Origin of the sequence: Herbaspirillum sp. LeCh32-8 (assembly GCF_017814915.1) — a bacterium.
In the GTDB taxonomy this organism is placed as follows: Bacteria; Pseudomonadota; Gammaproteobacteria; order Burkholderiales; family Burkholderiaceae_D; genus Herbaspirillum.
The window spans coordinates 894,444-911,969 of the sequence record NZ_JAGIPZ010000001.1 but is presented as its reverse complement, the minus strand read 5'-3'; the positions used below and the strand labels follow the sequence as shown (position 1 = coordinate 911,969).

Below are 17,526 nucleotides of genomic sequence, written 5' to 3'. Positions count from 1 at the left end.
CCCCGGTTCCGTTCACGCGGACCGGGGCCGTTGTCCATGGCGGCCGTGGCCGGCGCGGGCAAAAAATGCATGGAACCGGACCGGGCGGGGATGTTACCCATGTTCAGACTGGAAGCTTGACGACCGCCGCCAAGGCGGTTTCGCGGACGGTCTGACGAATACCTGCCCGCATCGAAAACCTCGCGGCTCGATGCGGCACATCGCGCAATCATGCGCCCACTCAACGTACATTAAAGAAAGTCGCACGATCATGACAACCCTGAATCCACCCGGCCTGCACCAGGCTACCTCTATCCAGTCCTTCCAGACCTACAACAGTTCCGCCTCGTCCAGCACGCAAGGCCCAGCGGCGCCGAAGACCCTGCACGTATCGCTCGAGGAATTCGCCAAGATGCAGCCGGGCCAGAACGTCAACCACCGCATCATCATCGGCGCAGGACCGCGCGGCACCGCACAGGTCATCGAAGACCTGCAGTTCATGCTGAAAAATCGGGCAGATTTCGAAAAACTGATGGGGCAGGGCGCCGAATACAATATCCAGACCACCCTGATCGACCGCAAGTCGAAGGAGTACGTCGCTCGCGGCAATGGCTGGGGTCCCGACCAAGGCGTGGGCACCGTCAACACGTCGCCGGAAGCAGCGCAAGATCACAAGAACCGGCTAGCCAAGATGTACAAGGCCAATCGCGACGAACTCTCCGCCAAATACGCGGAACAGAACCCGATCGCCCACTCGGCGCTGAACACCGCCTTCAAGGCGCCGGAAGGCAGCGCGGACAACCCCACCACTGGCCGTGCAGCGCTGACCCGCGCTGATCAGGGCAAGGAAGAGCAGGACTTCTTCAATGCACTGTGCGAGGAGGCCCATGCCGCATTCCCGTTCCTGAAGATCAATGTCATCACCGAAGCCTCGGTAGATCGTATCGACGTGTCCGACCCGGCCAATCCCAAGGTGCTGGTCAAATCCAAGGCCAATCCATCCAGCTCCGTGGCGCTGGGCGCACGCGGCGTGGTGATCAACACCGGCACCACCGTCAAGAATCCGATTTCGGATCCGGAAGTGCTCAAGCACACCTTTGCCCAGCCAATGAACCCGGAACATCTCAACGAGTTCCTCGCCCAGAAGCAACTGCTGGACGAACATGGCGAACTCAAGCAAGGCGCCAAGCTGCTGGTAGGCGGCACCGGCCTGTCGCTATATGACCAGCTGATCGCTCTGCACGGTTCGATGAAGTTGATGGAGGTTGATGAAAGCTCGCCATTCGGCTACAAGCTGACCGATGAAGCCAAGGCCAAGTACCAGGACGCGCTGACGGTGGTCAGCTTCACCGCCGGCAAGTGGATCTCGCCGCGCCACACCAATACGCCGCAATGGACCCAAGCCCAGCCGCCGCTGGTGTCGCCCGAAGAACTGCATGCCGCGTTCCTGCATGAAGACGGACAGGAAGTCTATCGAAGCTACGCCTCGCTGGCGATCGCCTCGGTGGCCCGCACCCTGGGCCTGACACCGGAACAAGTGCATCAAAACGGCCTGACCACCGAAGCATTGCTGACGGAACAAGGCGCATCCACCCGCCAGCACATCGACAAGCTGGTCGAAGCAAGCAGCCTGACCGGCCCTGCACGCGAACAGGCCGTGAAGGAAGCAACGTGGACCCTGGAAGGCGCGCGCCGCCAGGCTTACTTGTCGATGATCCTGGGTTTTGGCATGACCGAAAATCCTACCGAGACCATCCAGCACATGGCCGAGCTGGCGCCGCTGACCTTCAAGGGCCGCGACGGCTACCTGATGGAGCGCGCCCAACCGGCCGGGGTGACCACCGCCGAGGTCGCGGAAGGTCGTGGCAACAAGAGTGAGATGGATGTGCTGACAACGCTGACCAACGACATTACGGCGTCGCCGTTCCGCGTGCATTACTTTGCCGTGATGCTGGCCGAGGCCGGCATCCTGAAGTATCAGCAGGGCAGCTACAACGCCTTCAAGGCAGAGCCCGGCGACTCGCAGATCTCGTTCCAGGGCAAGCAAATGAAGGAGCCCGCCAAGTTCGATGCGTTCGTCGTATCGCCTACCTTTGATCGCAAGGCCGAGAAAGTGCTGGACTCGCTGTCCGGCAAGGTCGAGTCGATTCACCCTGACCACCCGGATCTGCCGGCGTTGAGCGGCAATCGTTTGATGACCAGCACCAAGGAATATGAAGATGGCAAGGTGCTTCTGCCGATCCAGGATTTGAGCCTCAACGGCTTGGGCGTCGCACTGGGCAATCGCTCCAAGGTCGGCCTGGTGGCATATGACGTGAACAACCGCGACTCCGCCTACGACGTCAGCCCGGGCATGACATTGCGTCGCATGGCACAGGAACACCTGTATGCGGTGGGCTTGTCGGGCGCCGCCTTCGAGGAAGTCGAGAAGCTGTATGCGAAGCACTCGGCGGTCGATCGCAAGACCTTCGATGCGGAAGTGGCGCAGTTCAGCGATGCGTTCGACTCCAGTCAGCACAAGGCGGCGTTCGCCAACGCGGTCGACAAGGCGATCAGGGAAGACGCCACCGTCCTGAACAAGGGCGACACCTTCGGCGTACTGGCCAACCTGTTTGCCAGCAGCAAACTGGGCGCACAAGCCGCCGGCGTCGTCGCCAAGCACATGGATGCAAACCGTGAGCTCTTCGGCGTGGATGGCGATGACCGTATGCGCACCTTCGTGACAGCCGGCGTCGACTACGCCGCGCAGAAGCCGGCCAAGTTCAACCCGGCCAGCCCGGAAAAGCTGTTTGCCCGCTCGATCGACTATCCGCTGCATGTGCACCAGGCGGTCTACAAGGACGCACTGGCATTTGCCGAGGGACGCCTGACCGAACCCAAGGTTCGCCGTCGCGACAACTTCCCGACGCGCAATGAAACAAGCGTCTCCGAGGCTTGAGCACCCGGGGATAAAGGGAGGTCGGCAAGTCCGGCGTTCTGCGCCAGAACCATGATGTGAGGTACAAGACAAAGGCAGGGGTTTCGACCCCTGCCTTTTTTGTTGTCGGCGGCGAACCGGCCGAGGACGCGATCCCGATCCCGATCCCCTCAGCGCGGGCCGTGACCGGTGATCGCCTTCAGTCGGCTTCGCAGCGCTGGCTGTCCAATGTGATTCGATGCATTGCCGGCGACCTGCGTTCGGCTTGCAGGCCAAGGCGCTCACGCACCGACGGGAAGGCCCGCATACGCGCGCCGATGCGCACCGCGTCGGCCGTCATGTCCAACGCAGGTGGAGCGGCGGCAATGGCACGAATCAGTTTGTTGGCGCTGTGCTGGGCATGTACGTCGCCCAGCAACAGCGACGCCAGCAAGGCTGTCAGCTTGTCGTCGAGGAGTTCGGCCGGCACCGTTTCGTGCGCCAGCCCGAGCGCACAGGCGCGCGCCGCGGTCAGCGGTTCATTGGTCTGGAAATAGCGCTGGCATTGCCGTGCGCCGATAGCGCGCACCAAATGCGGGGTGATGACGGATGGCGCCATACCTAGCCTGTCGTCGCCCATGGTGAAGCAGGCGTGGTCGGCGGCGATGCAGATATCACAGGCTGCCGCCAGGCCGGCGCCGATGCCGGCAGCATCGCCTTGCACGCGCGCGATGGTCGGTTTTTCGCATTCGGCCAACACCTGTAGCAGTTGGGCCAGCTTGCGGGCGTCTTCCAGCGCGCCGTTGATCGGCGCTTCGGCCTGGGATCGTAGCCACTGCACTTCGATGCCGCGCGAAAAACTGTCACCTCGGGCTGCCAGCACGATGGCCCGAACCTGCGCGTCCTTGGCGAACGCGCCGACGGCGCGAATGATTTCCTGGGCGGTGAGGCGGTCGATTGTATTGCCGTCATAAGGGCGATTGATCCAGACCCAGCCGACCTTGGACAGGCCATGCTTCTTGGTTTCCAGCTCGACGCAGGAGGGGGGGACACGCGCGTTCATCGTGATATCCGTCAGTAGGTGTGGGCAAATGGCCCATGCATTGGCGTTGACCGCCGAAGAAGGCGGGGCTGACTTGCTGCGCACCGATACGATGATGTGCCGGAGATCCGGAGGGGGAGTTGATCCGACTGTTCCAAGGGCGCCTTGTCGCACTATAGGGCTTGTCGATTTTTCGTGTCAATAATTTTCGACAAATTAGGCGGAATTGTTGTCGGACATGCTGTTTCGTGGCGCATCGGTCCGGCTGGTGGCGACATGTGGCTTCACTCGCGCTCATCACCCTATTTCTTGACAATAATGACGGAGATGCATGCAGTGCATGGCCTCGGTGTCAGGCCCCGCAAACCGCCGGCATCGGACTTGTCTTTCTGTCAGGAATTCACGACAAGTCAGCATTAATCAAGTGCAGGCGACGGCGCGCTTTCATGGTCGACCGGGTCGAGCCGGTAACCCTGGCTGTAAGCCGTGCGGATAACGACCACATTGCGGTTGTCGATTTGCAGTTTCTTGCGCAGCTTGTAGACGTGCTGCTCGATAGTGCGGCCGGCGATCTCGCTGTCGGTGCTCCAGATCACCGAACCCAGTGTTTCGCGTGAGATATAGACCCCGGGAGAAGAGAAAAACAACCAAGCCATGCTGAACTCGCGCGGCGTGAGCGAGATGGAGGCGCCCTGGTAACTGAACTTCGCGGTGTCGCGCTGCAGCTGGAATCCGGCGTACTCGATCACGCGCCGATTATTTTTCGGCGCACAGCGGCGCATCACCGCGTTGATGCGCGCGACCAGTTCCACCGGCTCAAAAGGGCGCTGCAGGAAATCGTCGGCGCCGTTATCCAGGGCGCGGGCGGCGATATCGCCACCGCGCGCTGCAGACAGGATCAAGGTCGGGATAGGGTCGCCGCTGCGCAGGCTCAGCCATGAAAAAATGCTGTCTTCGCTTTCAGCGCTTGAAAGGTCGATGATGACGAAGTCGAAGGTCTTGCGCTTGAGGGTGCGCAGCAAAGAAGTTTCTGCATCGAACTGCGTCGACAGATAGCCGACCCGGGCCAGCGCATTTCTGACCTGGTCGTAGACGTTGGAATTGCGGATATAACATGCGATGTTCATTGGCTGACTATCGGTCGGTGTTATGGCCACTTTGCCGCAGCACTTGGCATGGTGCGGACTTGAAAGAAGGGGGGTGCTGCAGGTTCCCTCCCGAATTTCGGGAACAGCTATATTAGACTAAAACTCCACGTTGTAATTGGGAAATTCCATGCTCCAGTTTGATTTTGGGTAAAACAATTTCCCGGCGCGATACAACTCATGACAATGTGCGACGGGCTTCTTGGCAAGCAGCTTAGTTGGCATAATACGAGTCCTTACTTTTTTGCAAGCGCGCACATCATGTCCAAGATCGAATCACAGTTGGAAGAGTTGGGGCTCGACGCCAAGGAGACACGGTTCTACCTGGCGGTGCTGCATTGCGGATCCGCGCCCGTGACGGCGATTGCCGAACGTGCCGGCGTGTCCCGTACCAACGGTTATGCCTTGCTTGCCAAACTGGAAAATCGCGGCCTGGTGTCCCAGCTGGCCAAGGACAACGGGGTGATGCACGTCGTGGCCGAGGATCCCGCGGTGTTGATCGAGCAGTGGCAACGCAGCCGCGCTCTGCTCGACGACGTGGTGCCTCAGCTGAAGTCGATGTTCAATACATCGGAACTGAAGCCGCGCATTCATTTCTACGAAGGCAAGGAGGGCATCCTGAAAGCCTTGCGGGGCACGCTGGAATGCCATAACGGCCCCTTGCTCGGCATCTTGTCCATGCACGAACTCAACGAGGCGCCGGGACGCGACGCCATGGCGGCCATCATCGACGAACGGGTCAGGCGCGGTATCGTGCTACGGGTACTGCGCTCGCAGGCACGCGACGTCGAGACGGTCTGGCCGACTTCCTCCGAAGACATGCGCGAACTGCGTTTCGCGCCGCCTTCCATCGACCTGGGCATGACCATGTACATTCATGACGACAAAGTCACCTATCTCTCCTCCAAACGCGAGAATTACGGACTTGTGATCGAAAGCCAGGAACTGGCATCGCTGAACCGGGCCATGTTCGAAGGCATCTGGGCGATCTCGGCGAAGACCCCGGCCGGTAAAAAATAGGTTCGCGCCGGATCGGCCGCGAACCCGAACGAGGGATGTCAATATTGGAGGCCGGCGCGTGACGCCGGCTTTTTACCGTTAAAAACCGTGCTGTATACCCAGCTCGATGGTGTTGGTGGCCGACAAGGTCTGCGCCTTGGCACGGCTCAGGTTGGCAAACAGGGCAGTGCGTTTGGACAGGTCATGCTGATATCCCAGCGAGAACTTGGAAAGCGCGGCACGCTGTCCCGTCACGCATGCACAGTCATTCAGGCGGCCATAGGCGGCCTTGAACGTTCCCTGCACACCCACCGGCGCGGTAGCGGCCAGCGAATAGGAGCGGTAGTTGACGTTATTGACTTTCGATGAGGTAAAGGTCGCCATCGGTTTGATGAAGCCGAAGTCATAGGCCGCCACGACGTCGGCCATGTGATCCTTGGTCGCGCTGTTGTTCATGCCGTTGCTCTGGTCGTAGCCTACGCCCAGCGACAGCGCGCCGTTCTTGTAATCGAGCGATGCGCCATCATCGTTGGAGAGCGTGTTTTCACCGGTGGAGTGCGCCAGGGAGAGCGTGAAGCCATGCAGTTGCGGAGACACGTAACCGATGGTGTTGTTGGTCCGCAGGTAGGAGGTGCTCTTATAGTTTGCGGTCTGGATCTGCCAGCCGACCTGGGCGGAACTGGCGTTCCAGCCCCATGGGTCGTAGAACAGGATCTGGAAGTTGGCCGGTGTGAGCGAGCGCCCCATGTACACCTCGCCAAAGCCGCCGCCGACGCGCAAGACGGAACGCGAGCTGAAGAAACTGTCGTTCTGGAACAAGGCGCCGTTGTCGACCTGGAAGAAGGACACCAACTGGAAGCCGGCCCAATAGCCGCCGCCCAGATCTTCCTTGCCGGAGAATGCAAAATTGGACAGCAGGTCGTTCATGGCGAAACGGCCGTTGGCGCTGGTACCATCCAACTGCGTCTGACCGTTGTTGCCGCGCGCCAGGCCGACATTGAGCAAGCCGGAAATGGTGACCGAACTCTGTGCGCTGGCGGCGCCGGCGGCCGCGCACAGCAAGGTGAATACAGCAACATGCTTGGACTTCAGTTTCATTAACCTCTCCCTGTGGTGAAACGATGTGAACGACAAAGATCGCAACGCGAGAACGCCGACAATGCGACCGTGGTGATGCGGCTTGCGCCGCGTCATCGCAAGCGGGCTCTTGTGGAGCGCCTTTTTTTGGCGCAAGGGGGCCCCGGGGCTGCTGTCCCAATATGAATGGTTGCGATGGATGAACGCGACACCGGAGCGGTGCGCGTGGATTACGGATTACCGAAAGGACGTGGTCTGCAGGATCTTCAGGCAACAATCTCCCCCGACCGCCATTGAGGCGGTCGAACAGTCAGTGCAATGGATGGCAGCGGGTCTGCTGCCGGATCAGGATGTCATGGCGTCATGGTCGCGACGTCATGAGAAGGCATGTGTATTTCTCAGGAAATCGCCGGTGCTGCTTTCGTTGGTGAGCACTCCCTTCTGCATGGTCATGACCCGGTCGGCCAGGCTGCCGATGAACGCCTGGTTTTGTTCTACCAATAACAAGGTGAGCCCCGTCTGCTTGCGGATTTCGTGCAGCGTATCGACCATCTCCGAGATGATCGACGGCTGGATGCCTTCAGTGGGTTCGTCCAGCAGCATCAGTTTGGGCTTGGCGCAAAGGCAGCGCGCCAGCGCCAGCAGCTGTTGTTCGCCGCCCGAGAGCAAGCCGCCGGCGCGATCGAGATAATGATTGAGCCGCGGAAAATGCTTGAGCACCGATGCCACGATCTGCTCGCGTTCGCGCCCGGTAGTGACGGCGCCCATGCGCAAGTTGTCCAGCACGCTGAGATGCGGAAAGATGGCGCGCCCCTGCGGCACCAGGCCGATGCCCATGCGGGCGCGCCGGTGCGTCGCGAGGTGGGTGATGTCCTGGCCGTCGAAGCTGATGCTGCCGCTCTTGGCCGGCAGATAGCCGAGCAGGGTGCGCATGAGTGTCGACTTTCCCATGCCGTTGTGTCCCCACAGGCCGACGAACTCGCCCTGTCGCAATTGCAGATTGACTCCGCGCAGCACGCGTATATCGCCATAGCCCGACTGGACGTCCTTGATGGTCAGCATAGTTACTCCCTCATTTCCAGGTCTTTGCCCAGATAGACATCCTTGACACGCTGGTCGGCCAGCACGTTGTCTATCGAATCCTCCATCAGCACGCTGCCGCGGTTGAAGACCGTCACCGTCTTGGCGATCATGCGGATGAATTCCATGTCGTGCTCCACCACGATCAATGCGCTACGCTCGTTGGCGGCCTTGATCAGCTCGGCGGTGCGCAGCACCTCTTCGTCGCTCATGCCTGCCGCCGGTTCGTCGAGCAGGATCAGGTCGGGGCGGGTGGCGCAGACGATGCCCAGCTCCACCCACTGGCGCTGACCGTGCGAAAGGGTGCCGACCTGCTTGCCGGCGACGGCTGAGAGCCGCACCAGGTCCATGGTTTCGCGCACTGCGGATCGCGCCTCGCGGGCCGGGTGTACGCGACGCGCCGACAGCCAGATGTTCTCCTCCACCGACAGGCCGTCAAACACGCTTGGCACTTGAGTCTTGATCCCCAGCCCGAGTCGGGCGATCTGGTAGGACTGCATTCCCGCGATCGACTGGCCCTTGATGGAAACGCTGCCGCGCGTAGGCTTGTACTGACCGCACAGCAGGCGGAAGAAGCTGCTCTTGCCGGCGCCGTTGGGGCCGATCAGGCAACGCAATTCGCCTGCCCGCAACGTGAAGTCGACGTTGTGGACGGCATGCACGCCGCCGAAGCTCACGCCCAGTCCCTGGGCTTGCACCAATGCGCTCATTGTCTGGCTCCCTGGCTGGCCGGCCGCGCTTCGGCCGTATGGGTGTCGACCGGCTTGATGCGCTGGCCAAACTTGAACAGCTTGCCGGCATCGCCCAGTAGCGACACCAGCCCCTTGGGCAACAGCAGCACGAAGCCGATCAGCACCGCGCCCAACATGAGGTTGGGATTGATGAAGCCGAGCCCGCCGATGTAGCTGGTCAGCCATTGCACGAAGAAGCAACCGATAATCGGCCCCAGGAGCGTACCCACGCCGCCCACCAGCACCCAGATGATGACCAGCGCCGATTGCGTCAGGCTGAAGACGGTGGGGCTGGTGAACGCGCCCCAATTGGCGAAGAGGCAACCGGCCACGCCTGCGAGCGCGCCGCTGATGGCGAAGGCCCCCAGCTTGTACTTGCGCGAGTCGTAGCCGAGCAGGTCGACCCGCGTCTCGTTCTCGCGCAGCGCGACCACCACCCGGCCGAAATGGCTGGCCAGCAATAGCCGCAGACCAATGTAGGACGCCATCAGGAACGCCACGCATACCATGAAGAAGACCTCGGGTGACAGCACCTGCTCCGGCTGCAACGGTACGTTCAACGTGGGAATGGAGGGGATGCCGTTGAAACCGCCGATGGCTGCCTCGCCGATCCGATACTGCTCTCCCGAGGTCGAATTGACCAGATTGAACAGGATCAGGGTGACCGTCAGCGTGATCACCCCCAGATAGACATCGCTGATGCGACCGAAGAAGATGAAGTAGCCCAGCGCCAGCGCGAACAGCGCAGGAACGGCCACGGCGACCAGGAAAGCCCCGGTGGATTCGCCGAAGTTGATGGCGGCGATGGCATAGGCATAGGCACCCAGGCCGAAGAACGCGGCTTGGCCGAAGCAAAGGACACCGCCGTAGCCCCAGACGAAGCCCAGCGACAAGGCCAGGATGGACATGATCACGTAGACCGAGAGCTCCATGAGCGTGAAGGTTTCCAGCAGCACGGGCAGGGCGGCGATGGCGGCCACGCCGAGCAGCAGGCAGGCGATGATGGGAATGCGATTATTCATGTCAGATGCGTCCTCGGAAAAAACGACCGGTAATGCCCTGCGGCAGCAGCCTGACCAGGACGATGGCCACCAGCAGCAGCGCGACCTCGCCGATGACCGGCGTGGTCGCGAACGTGGTGAGCTGGTTGACCGCGCCGAACAGGCCCGAGGCAGTCAGCGCGCCGGTGATGATGGAAGCGCCGCCACCGATAACAGTGATGAAAGATTTGGCTACATACGCCACGCCGATGGTGGGCACCACGCCGGTGATCGGCGCAAGTACGCCGCCGGCCAGGCCGGCCAGGGCCGCACCCAGGGAAAAGGTCGCCGAATACACGTGCGCAGGGTTGACCCCAAGCGCTGCCGCCATGCCCGGGTTCTGCATCACGCCGCGCGCCACAAGGCCGAAGCTGGTGCGGGTGAGCAGCAGGTACAGCGCAACCATCACGAGGGCCGCCACCGCCGTGATGAACACCGTGTACAAGCTGACCTGATACGCGCCCACCGACATCGCCCCCAACGGGGAGGACAAGCCGATCGTGGTGTTGCCGAAGATAGTGGTCACCATGCCGATAAACAGCAGCGAGAGCCCCCAGGTGGCCAGCATGGTGTCGACCATGCGGCCGTACAGGTGGCGCATGATGGCGCGCTCGACGATGAAACCGATCAGGCCGACCACCAGCGGCGCTATCACCAGCGTCGCGACCCAGATGTTGACGCCGAAACGGGACGCGGCGATAGCGGCGTAGCCGCCCATCATGATGAATTCGCCATGCGCGAGATTGATGACCTTCATCATGCCGAATACGATCGCCAGGCCGATGCTGGCCAGCAGCAGCGCGGCGACCGCATTGAGCACCTCAAGACTTACAACGGCTACGTAATCCACTCATTCCTCCTTGATTCATTCTTCAACCCATCCCTTGGTCGGATGAGTGCGCTTACACCTTGATCACGTATTGCTTGTTCTCATTGGGGTGCTTGATCAGGTCGCACACAGCCGCCGTATCGACCGGCTTCTGTTGCTTGAAGCTTTCCAGGATCTTCCATTTCTTGTTCTTGCATTCGGCGATCTGGATGTCGAGCGTACAGTGGTGAGTAGCGGGATCGATGGTGACCTTGCCGCTGGGTCCATCAAAAGAAATGCCGCTTTCCAGGGCCTGGATGGTCTTCATGCGGTCGACCGAATTGGCTTTGCGCACCCCGGCGGCCCACAGATGCACGCCCTGATAGGTGGCTGCGGCAAGCTCGCCGATGTAGGGATAGTCGGCGCCGAACTTCTTGTGCCAGCGTTCCACGAACGCCTTGTTGACGGGCGAATCGATGGACTCGAAATAACTGAAGGCAGTGACGATGCCGTCAGACTCCGCCGGCGACAACACGATATGTTCGTTGCCGTTGTTGAAGGTGGTCGATGCCATGGGAATCTTCTTATTCATCCCTGCGGCGGCCCATTGGCGATAGAACGCCATATGCGCGCCGCCCACCAGAACCGAGATCACCACGTCGGGCTGCGCCGCCTGGATCTTCTGGATGGTCGGGCCGAACTGGTTGACGTCGAGCGGGAAGAAGTCGCTGGCTACCACGGTGGCGCCGGTCTGCGCGGCGTACTTCTTGATCCAGTCGTTGGTGATCTGGCCGTAGTTGTAGTCGGCGGCTACCACGTAGATCTTCTTGCCCCAACGCTTGGTGATGTACGGCACCAGCTTGTCGACGTTCTGGGCAGGTGTTTGTCCGGTACAGAAGGTGTTGCGATCGCAGACGCCGCCTTCATACTGAGTATTGTAGAAATACAGCGTATTGAAGCGCTTCATCACCGGACGGATGACTTCGCGCGAAGCGGAGGTAATACCGCCGAACAAGGCCGTGACCTTGTCCTTGAGCGCCATCTGCTGCGCGTATTGCGCATATAGTTGCATGTTCGACTGCGGATCCATCGTGGCGATGGCGACTTTCTTGCCCAACAGGCCGCCGCCGTCGTTGATCTCCTGCACTGCCAGCTGCATGGCGTCCTGCATCGGCTTGCCCAGGATATCAAGGCCGCCGGACAGATCGTGCAGGCTGCCGATGACGATATCGTCGGACTTGGCCAGCGAGGCCAGTGGAGTAGCGGCAAGGGCGGCGGCGCCAGCCAGTGTTTTCAGCGCGTTTCTGCGGGTGAAGCTCACGTTGGATCTCCTGTTGGTGGATGTGGGGAACTACAGTGGTGCTTGTTTAGCGGCGGGGCTCGCGCCCCGGCCCGGATGAGGCGATTCAGCGAGTGCGCCAGTCGGCATCGCGCTCGAAGGCGGCGGCCAGCTGGTACAAACGGGATTCCTGGAAATGGGGCGCCACCAGCATCATGCCGATTGGCAGACCGTCCACCGCACCGCATGGCACCTGCAGGGCCGGATGACCGGTGATGTCGAAAGGGGATGTATTGGGCATCATTTCCCAGGCTCGCTGGAATACCAGTGACAGCGGCGCGTCCGCCGGCGGTAGCGGCGTGGCCTTGATAGGCAGCGTGGGCATGAGCAACACGTCATAATCGGCCAGGACATTGTCATAAGCCGCCCGCAGGGGCCGCACCAGGTTCTGCGCCTTGGCGTAGTAAGCACCGCCGCCGGCGCGGGTCATGAATTCGCCCGCCACCATGGAAAACTTCAAGGTCTCCGACAGGTCGTCGGCGCGTTCTCGCCAGCGTGCATGCGCTTGCATCATCGACGGCAGGTACAAGCCTTTCCAGTTGTGTCCAAAGCAGTTGCCCTTCATCATCTGTTGGGTGGAGCCTTCGGTGATCAGCGCGCTCCAGATGTGAGTGCCTGCGCGATGCATGGGGATGGACACCTCGTCCACGATGACGCCCAGGCGGCGCAGGGCATCGGCGGCGGCGCGCACTTTGCGGTCAACTTCCGGCTCGGAGTTCTCCCAGCCGAAACCTTCCGTCACGACCGCGACCCGCATCCCGCGTGCGCCCCGGTCCAGTACTGCGGTGTAGGCCTGCGGCTGGGCCAGCGCGCCTTGACGCGGATCCAGACCATCGGGGCCGGCGATGGCCTCAAGCACCAACGCATTGTCGGCGACGGTGCGCGTCATCGGGCCGACGTGGTCAACGGTCAATTCAATGGGCATGATGCCGGTGTAAGGAACCAGCCCCCAGGTGGGCTTGAGCCCGACCAGACCGCAGAAGGAGGAGGGGGTGCGGATCGAACCGCCCTGGTCGGCGCCGAGTGCGAAGTCGACTTCGCCTGCCGCCACCAGCGCGGCCGACCCGGAGGAAGATCCGCCTGCCGAATAACCGGGCTTGAGCGGATTCTGGACCGGCCCCTTGGCGCCGGTGTGGGAGCCTCCGGAGAGGCAGTAATATTCGCAATGCGCCTTGCCGGCGATGGTGGCGCCGGCGTCAAGCAGGCGCGTAACGACAGTAGCATCGATTTCCGGCACGTAGCCTTCCAGGACGGAGGAGCCGTTCATCATCGGCACATCCGCCAATGCGATATTGTCTTTCAGGGCGACGCGCTTGCCCTTGAGCTTGCCGTTGGGCGCGCCCTTGATCTCGGTCTTTACATACCAGGCGTTCCAGCGATTTTCGTGAGCGTCGGGATAGGACCACTGGCTGCGCGGATACTTCACCGGCGGCAGCGTTACCGGTAGTGCATCCAGGATCTCGTAAGTGCGGGCCACCGCATCGAACTGCTGGCGATAAGCTTGCAACTGCTGCTCGGACAGGTGAATGCCGAGTTCGCCGGCGATCTCGGCGATCTGTTGCTGGTTCGGGGCTGGTACTGGCATAGCTGTCTCCTGAAGAAGAAATGTCAGTGACCCGGCTGCGAGGAACAGGGTTGATTTTCGCGGGCGGAGCCGGGTGAATCTGGTCGTGCCTGAGGCAAGTCGAGAGCGTTCGACAATTATGCTTTTTTTGTCGCCCTGACGGTAATCTAAGTTTTGCTTTTCGACACCAAAACGCCCCTCCAAGGCGCGATTCGTCGTGTCATCCCTTTGTCATGAACACATCATAATTAGCACCGATTTTTATGTCAATTAATATCGACAAAATATTTTTATAAATATTTATATAGCTTCAAACGCTTGATATAAAAGGATTTATCTTGGTAATGTTATGTCTGTTATTTCAGACTTGTTGATGAGGCGCCGGCCCCGCTAGTCACAGCGCCAGTAGATCGGAGCCAAGCCTGCGGCAGTGCAAAACAAGGCGCCGATGGTTTGATTCGGTGCAATTTCCGGCTTGTGGCGGTGCTTTTGATATTTCGTCGAATATTCTCGACACAAATTGGTGCATTTTTATGGTGCGCCGCATCGTTTTGGAAGGAGTGGTGGCCGCCCTGTTGCGACTAGGCTCCTGCAAATTATTCACAGAGGAGGAGGATCATGTTTGAAGTCAAGTATGAGCGCCTGGTGCCGGAGCGCAGACCCGAAGGGCACGCCCCTGCGGCGCCCCGATATTCCCTGCGTTGGCCCACACCCCACCTGACGCTGGTCAGCGTGTATTTCGGCATGCAGCACAGCGCGCTCACGGCGGGCGACAAGCTTGCGTTCTTCGCACGCATGCGCGACTTCCTGGCGCAGGGCGACGGCCCACAAGCTCATGAAGTCATGCAGTGCACGGATGAGGCCGGGTTGGAGAATGCCATCGTGGTCGGCTACTGGACCGACCCGACGATCTATGCGCGCTGGCTGGGCACATCGGACTTCCGCCCATGGTTCGAGGCGCACGCGAAAGAGCAGGGCGGCGCAGGCTACTGGCTGGAGCCACTGGTAATTCCCTACGACCGCCACGAGACTATTTACTCCGCGCCCAACTACAGGGTTGGCTTTGCCCGCACACCCGGGGCTACGATCGTACCGATTACCACCAACGGCTTCTTCGGCGCGGCGCGCGATCGCCTGCCGCTTTCGGCCGTGGATACGCTGGACAGTCCCTTGCACGGCTTCCTGCCGCCGCCGGCGCCGCGCACCTCGACTGCCGGGCATTGGGTTGCGGAACTTCCGCACAACGCCACCGTGCTGCGCTCCGGCCAGTACTGGGAGGGCGCCGGGCAAGAGCAACTGGAGGACTACCTCGAGCGCCTGCAGCCCAAGTTGATGCGCGGCATGCAGCACCTGATGGCGCAACGCGGCGAAACCGGCTGCCTATCCCTTCGCATCATGACCAACGTCAATGAGGACGGCAGCCCGCGGGCCGAGACATCGGTCTACGCCAGCTTCATGTCGATGACCCAGCTCGAGGCCTGGGCCGCCTCGCACGAAACCCATCTCGACATCTACCGACACGCCATCGCCATGAACCGGCTTTACAAGGAAAAGCGGGAAGTCGTCACCTGGCACGAGTTGTTCGTGCCGCAGCTGGGCAATGTGTTCGAGTACATCAATTGCCATCCCGCCACTGGCATCCTGCCCTACGCCCGCGCACTGCGGGTGCAGTCGGACCAATAGTCGCTGCGGCGATCGCGGCGGGCACGCAAGCAGGGCGGCGTCCCGCCCGCGTCGCTACTTGTGGCGCTTGGAGAGTCGCCACAACGACTGGAACAGGCTCTTTTGCAGCGAGGCGAGCTCGCGGCTTTCGATGGTCAGGGCGTAGTTTTCACTCTTTGACGAGATATAGACGACAGTATCGTCGCTGATATATGCCGTCATGCCGAGATCCAGCTCGGAGGGCGCCAGGCGCAGCTCGCGCAATTCACTGCGGGCAGCCGGCCAGATCGGCTCTGTCTCGCGCGAGTAAGAGCGCACCACATCGAGCTGGATGCCGCGCGCAATGCGCTCGGCAATGTAGTGATCCATCCAGTCCGGACCGGGCACCTCGAGCAGCTCGTGCATCGACAGAATGCCGTACAGATGCTTGGATTGACAGTCCAGCGTACCCCACAGGGCGCGCTGAATGCCCTCATCGCCTTCGTGAAAGCGGATGCGCGGCTTGCGCGGCGTGTTGTTGAACATGGAGCGCAGCTCCGGCACCAATTCATCAAGCATGCCGCGAGTCTGCTCCCACTCCTTGATCAGCACATTGGGATCGGCCGGAGCTACCTGTCTGATGCCTTCCTCTCCCTGCACCTGCATCAGCAATCCGCGTCGCTCCAGGCGGCTTAGCAAGTCATATCCATTGGTGCGCGTGACGCCTGCGCGCATGGCCACTGCGGTAACCGGCGCGCTGCCCAACTCCAATGCGGCGAGATAAAAGCGCTGCTCCTTTTCATCCAGGCCAACGGCGGCAAGCTTGTCACGCATTCCACGCTCCATGTCGATAATGTTCGACAGAAATATATCTCGCAACAATCTTCCTTGTAAAGCATACGCAAGCGGAATAAATGATTAATACAAATTTTATGTCGAAACTCTTTGACATAAAATTTCTAAGGTTCTATATTTTCATCGCCAACCAAAATTTGGGGATGACCATGAATCGCTTGCTTGCCGCACCGACCATTGCAATGGCCTTGTTTGCTACCCACGCGTATGCCGAGAAGCTGAAGGTCGGCGCCTTGTTTCCACTTTCCGGCGCCAACGCGCAATTTGGCGCCAACGCGCGCAACGGCATGGAACTGGCGCTGGAAGACATCAACAAGAATCGTCCTGCCGATGACAAGGTGGAACTGGTGTTCGCCGACGTGCCGACGCCCAACGGCGCGGCCGCCGCCGTGCAGCGACTGGTCAGTCAGGATGGAGTGGCGGCCATCATTGGTTCGTTCGTCAGCTCGATCACGTTGGCCGCCTCGGAGGCCACCGAGCGCCTGGGCGTGCCGATGATTACCCATTCGTTCGCGGACCAGATCACCGGACGCGGCTACAAGTACATTTTCCAGGTCACGCCCAAGGCTTCCACTTTCGGCGAAAAGCAGCTGGGATATGCGCTGGATCTGGCCAAACAGGCCGGCGGGAAGATCGAACGCATCGCGATCTTCTATGAAGACACCGCCTACGGCACTGCCCAGGCCGAAGGCATTCGCAAGGCGGCGGCCAAGGCCGGCATCGAGGTGGTGATCGATGATGCCTATCCGCTTGGCATCACCGACGTGGCGCCGCTGATCAACAAGTTGCGTCGCTCCAAGGCGCAGGTGGTGTTTCCGGTGTCTTACTTCAATGACGGCATCCTGATCATCCGCACCATGAAACAGCAGAGGGTGGATCTGCCGATCGTCGGCGGCGCCGCCGGCTACATCATTCCCGATTTCCAGAAGGCGCTCGGCTCCTTTGCCGAAGACGTGTTCTCGATTGCGCCGGCCAACTATGACACCGTGCCGGACCTGGCGGCGCGCTACAAGGCCAAGTACGGCATGTTCATGGCCCATGAGTCGATCATGTATGGCGCAGCCCTGCAGCACGTTGTGGCTGCGGCCGACAAGGTGAAGTCGCACGACCATGCCAAGTTGCGCGATGCAATTGCCCAGCTGCGCTATTGCGAAGGACTGGCGCGCGGCATCCCCGGCGGCTGTACGGCGTTCGACGCGAGCGGCCTGAGCGCCACTGCCTATCCGATCTTCGTCCAATGGCGCGGCGCCGACCTGGTGACGGTGTTTCCCAAGGAGGCCGCGCGCCAGACGCCACGCTGGGCCGGCAAGGAACTCAAGTAAACCCACCT

14 protein-coding genes are annotated in these 17,526 nt (G+C 60.9%); 4 read left to right on the top strand and 10 right to left on the bottom strand.

Annotation, left to right across the window (positions count from 1 at the left end; all coding sequences use genetic code 11):
• Positions 1-250 precede the first annotated feature (250 nt).
• Complete coding sequence (locus J8I26_RS04170) at positions 251-2,917, top strand: hypothetical protein (protein ID WP_209604298.1); 2,667 nt, start codon at positions 251-253, stop codon at positions 2,915-2,917.
• Between the two features lie 178 nt (positions 2,918-3,095).
• Here the strand turns inward: J8I26_RS04170 and J8I26_RS04165 are convergent, their stop codons facing one another.
• Both J8I26_RS04165 and J8I26_RS04160 read right to left on the bottom strand, forming a co-directional pair.
• Positions 3,096-4,022, bottom strand: coding sequence for an enoyl-CoA hydratase-related protein (locus J8I26_RS04165; RefSeq protein WP_209604297.1), 927 nt, complete (start codon positions 4,020-4,022; stop codon positions 3,096-3,098).
• Positions 4,023-4,333: 311 nt separating this feature from the next.
• Entirely contained in the window at positions 4,334-5,044 is a 711-nt protein-coding gene (locus J8I26_RS04160) for a response regulator transcription factor (protein ID WP_209604295.1), read from the bottom strand.
• Positions 5,045-5,323: 279 nt separating this feature from the next.
• Between J8I26_RS04160 and J8I26_RS04155 the strand changes: the two genes are divergently transcribed.
• Entirely contained in the window at positions 5,324-6,082 is a 759-nt protein-coding gene (locus J8I26_RS04155) for a helix-turn-helix domain-containing protein (RefSeq protein WP_209604293.1), read from the top strand.
• A 78-nt stretch (positions 6,083-6,160) separates the two neighbouring features.
• Here J8I26_RS04155 and J8I26_RS04150 read toward each other — a convergent pair whose 3' ends face one another.
• The 7 genes from J8I26_RS04150 to J8I26_RS04120 form a co-directional block, all read right to left on the bottom strand.
• The gene (locus J8I26_RS04150; RefSeq protein WP_209604291.1) at positions 6,161-7,159 is read right to left on the bottom strand and encodes a porin; all 999 of its coding nucleotides are present in this window, start codon (positions 7,157-7,159) and stop codon (positions 6,161-6,163) included.
• 354 nt (positions 7,160-7,513) lie between these two features.
• Positions 7,514-8,200 carry an ABC transporter ATP-binding protein gene (locus J8I26_RS04145; RefSeq protein WP_209604289.1) on the bottom strand — a complete coding sequence of 229 codons (687 nt, stop codon included), beginning with the start codon at positions 8,198-8,200 and terminating at the stop codon, positions 7,514-7,516.
• Positions 8,201-8,202: 2 nt separating this feature from the next.
• Complete coding sequence (locus J8I26_RS04140; RefSeq protein ID WP_209604287.1) at positions 8,203-8,928, bottom strand: ATP-binding cassette domain-containing protein; 726 nt, start codon at positions 8,926-8,928, stop codon at positions 8,203-8,205.
• Positions 8,925-9,971 (bottom strand): branched-chain amino acid ABC transporter permease, encoded by a 1,047-nt coding sequence (locus J8I26_RS04135; protein ID WP_209604285.1) that lies wholly within the window; start codon positions 9,969-9,971, stop codon positions 8,925-8,927. Before J8I26_RS04135 ends, J8I26_RS04140 begins: the two co-directional genes overlap by 4 nt.
• Position 9,972: 1 nt before the next feature.
• A complete protein-coding gene (locus J8I26_RS04130; RefSeq protein WP_209604284.1) occupies positions 9,973-10,839 on the bottom strand; it encodes a branched-chain amino acid ABC transporter permease in 867 nt (288 codons plus the stop codon).
• 52 nt (positions 10,840-10,891) lie between these two features.
• Positions 10,892-12,118, bottom strand: a complete 1,227-nt coding sequence (locus J8I26_RS04125) for a transporter substrate-binding protein (protein WP_209604283.1) — start codon at positions 12,116-12,118, stop codon at positions 10,892-10,894.
• An 85-nt stretch (positions 12,119-12,203) separates the two neighbouring features.
• Positions 12,204-13,721 (bottom strand): amidase, encoded by a 1,518-nt coding sequence (locus J8I26_RS04120; protein WP_209604282.1) that lies wholly within the window; start codon positions 13,719-13,721, stop codon positions 12,204-12,206.
• A 597-nt stretch (positions 13,722-14,318) separates the two neighbouring features.
• Between J8I26_RS04120 and J8I26_RS04115 the strand changes: the two genes are divergently transcribed.
• Complete coding sequence (locus tag J8I26_RS04115; RefSeq protein ID WP_245200040.1) at positions 14,319-15,383, top strand: phenylacetaldoxime dehydratase family protein; 1,065 nt, start codon at positions 14,319-14,321, stop codon at positions 15,381-15,383.
• A gap of 54 nt (positions 15,384-15,437) precedes the next feature.
• Here J8I26_RS04115 and J8I26_RS04110 read toward each other — a convergent pair whose 3' ends face one another.
• Entirely contained in the window at positions 15,438-16,175 is a 738-nt protein-coding gene (locus J8I26_RS04110) for a helix-turn-helix domain-containing protein (protein WP_209604281.1), read from the bottom strand.
• A gap of 170 nt (positions 16,176-16,345) precedes the next feature.
• On the opposite strand from J8I26_RS04110, the gene J8I26_RS04105 reads away from it, so the two are divergent.
• Complete coding sequence (locus tag J8I26_RS04105; RefSeq protein ID WP_245200039.1) at positions 16,346-17,518, top strand: ABC transporter substrate-binding protein; 1,173 nt, start codon at positions 16,346-16,348, stop codon at positions 17,516-17,518.
• Positions 17,519-17,526 lie beyond the last annotated feature (8 nt).

What these genes read in the sequence shown, in the direction of transcription:
- J8I26_RS04170 (WP_209604298.1), top strand. Translation starts at nt 251, where the DNA reads ATGACAACCCTGAATCCACCCGGCCTGCACCAGGCTACCTCTATCCAG.
- J8I26_RS04160 (WP_209604295.1), bottom strand. Translation starts at nt 5,044, where the DNA reads ATGAACATCGCATGTTATATCCGCAATTCCAACGTCTACGACCAGGTC.
- J8I26_RS04155 (WP_209604293.1), top strand. Translation starts at nt 5,324, where the DNA reads ATGTCCAAGATCGAATCACAGTTGGAAGAGTTGGGGCTCGACGCCAAG.
- J8I26_RS04150 (WP_209604291.1), bottom strand. Translation starts at nt 7,159, where the DNA reads ATGAAACTGAAGTCCAAGCATGTTGCTGTATTCACCTTGCTGTGCGCG.
- J8I26_RS04145 (WP_209604289.1), bottom strand. Translation starts at nt 8,200, where the DNA reads ATGCTGACCATCAAGGACGTCCAGTCGGGCTATGGCGATATACGCGTG.
- J8I26_RS04140 (WP_209604287.1), bottom strand. Translation starts at nt 8,928, where the DNA reads ATGAGCGCATTGGTGCAAGCCCAGGGACTGGGCGTGAGCTTCGGCGGC.
- J8I26_RS04135 (WP_209604285.1), bottom strand. Translation starts at nt 9,971, where the DNA reads ATGAATAATCGCATTCCCATCATCGCCTGCCTGCTGCTCGGCGTGGCC.
- J8I26_RS04120 (WP_209604282.1), bottom strand. Translation starts at nt 13,721, where the DNA reads ATGCCAGTACCAGCCCCGAACCAGCAACAGATCGCCGAGATCGCCGGC.
- J8I26_RS04115 (WP_245200040.1), top strand. Translation starts at nt 14,319, where the DNA reads ATGTTTGAAGTCAAGTATGAGCGCCTGGTGCCGGAGCGCAGACCCGAA.
- J8I26_RS04110 (WP_209604281.1), bottom strand. Translation starts at nt 16,175, where the DNA reads ATGCGTGACAAGCTTGCCGCCGTTGGCCTGGATGAAAAGGAGCAGCGC.
- J8I26_RS04105 (WP_245200039.1), top strand. Translation starts at nt 16,346, where the DNA reads ATGAATCGCTTGCTTGCCGCACCGACCATTGCAATGGCCTTGTTTGCT.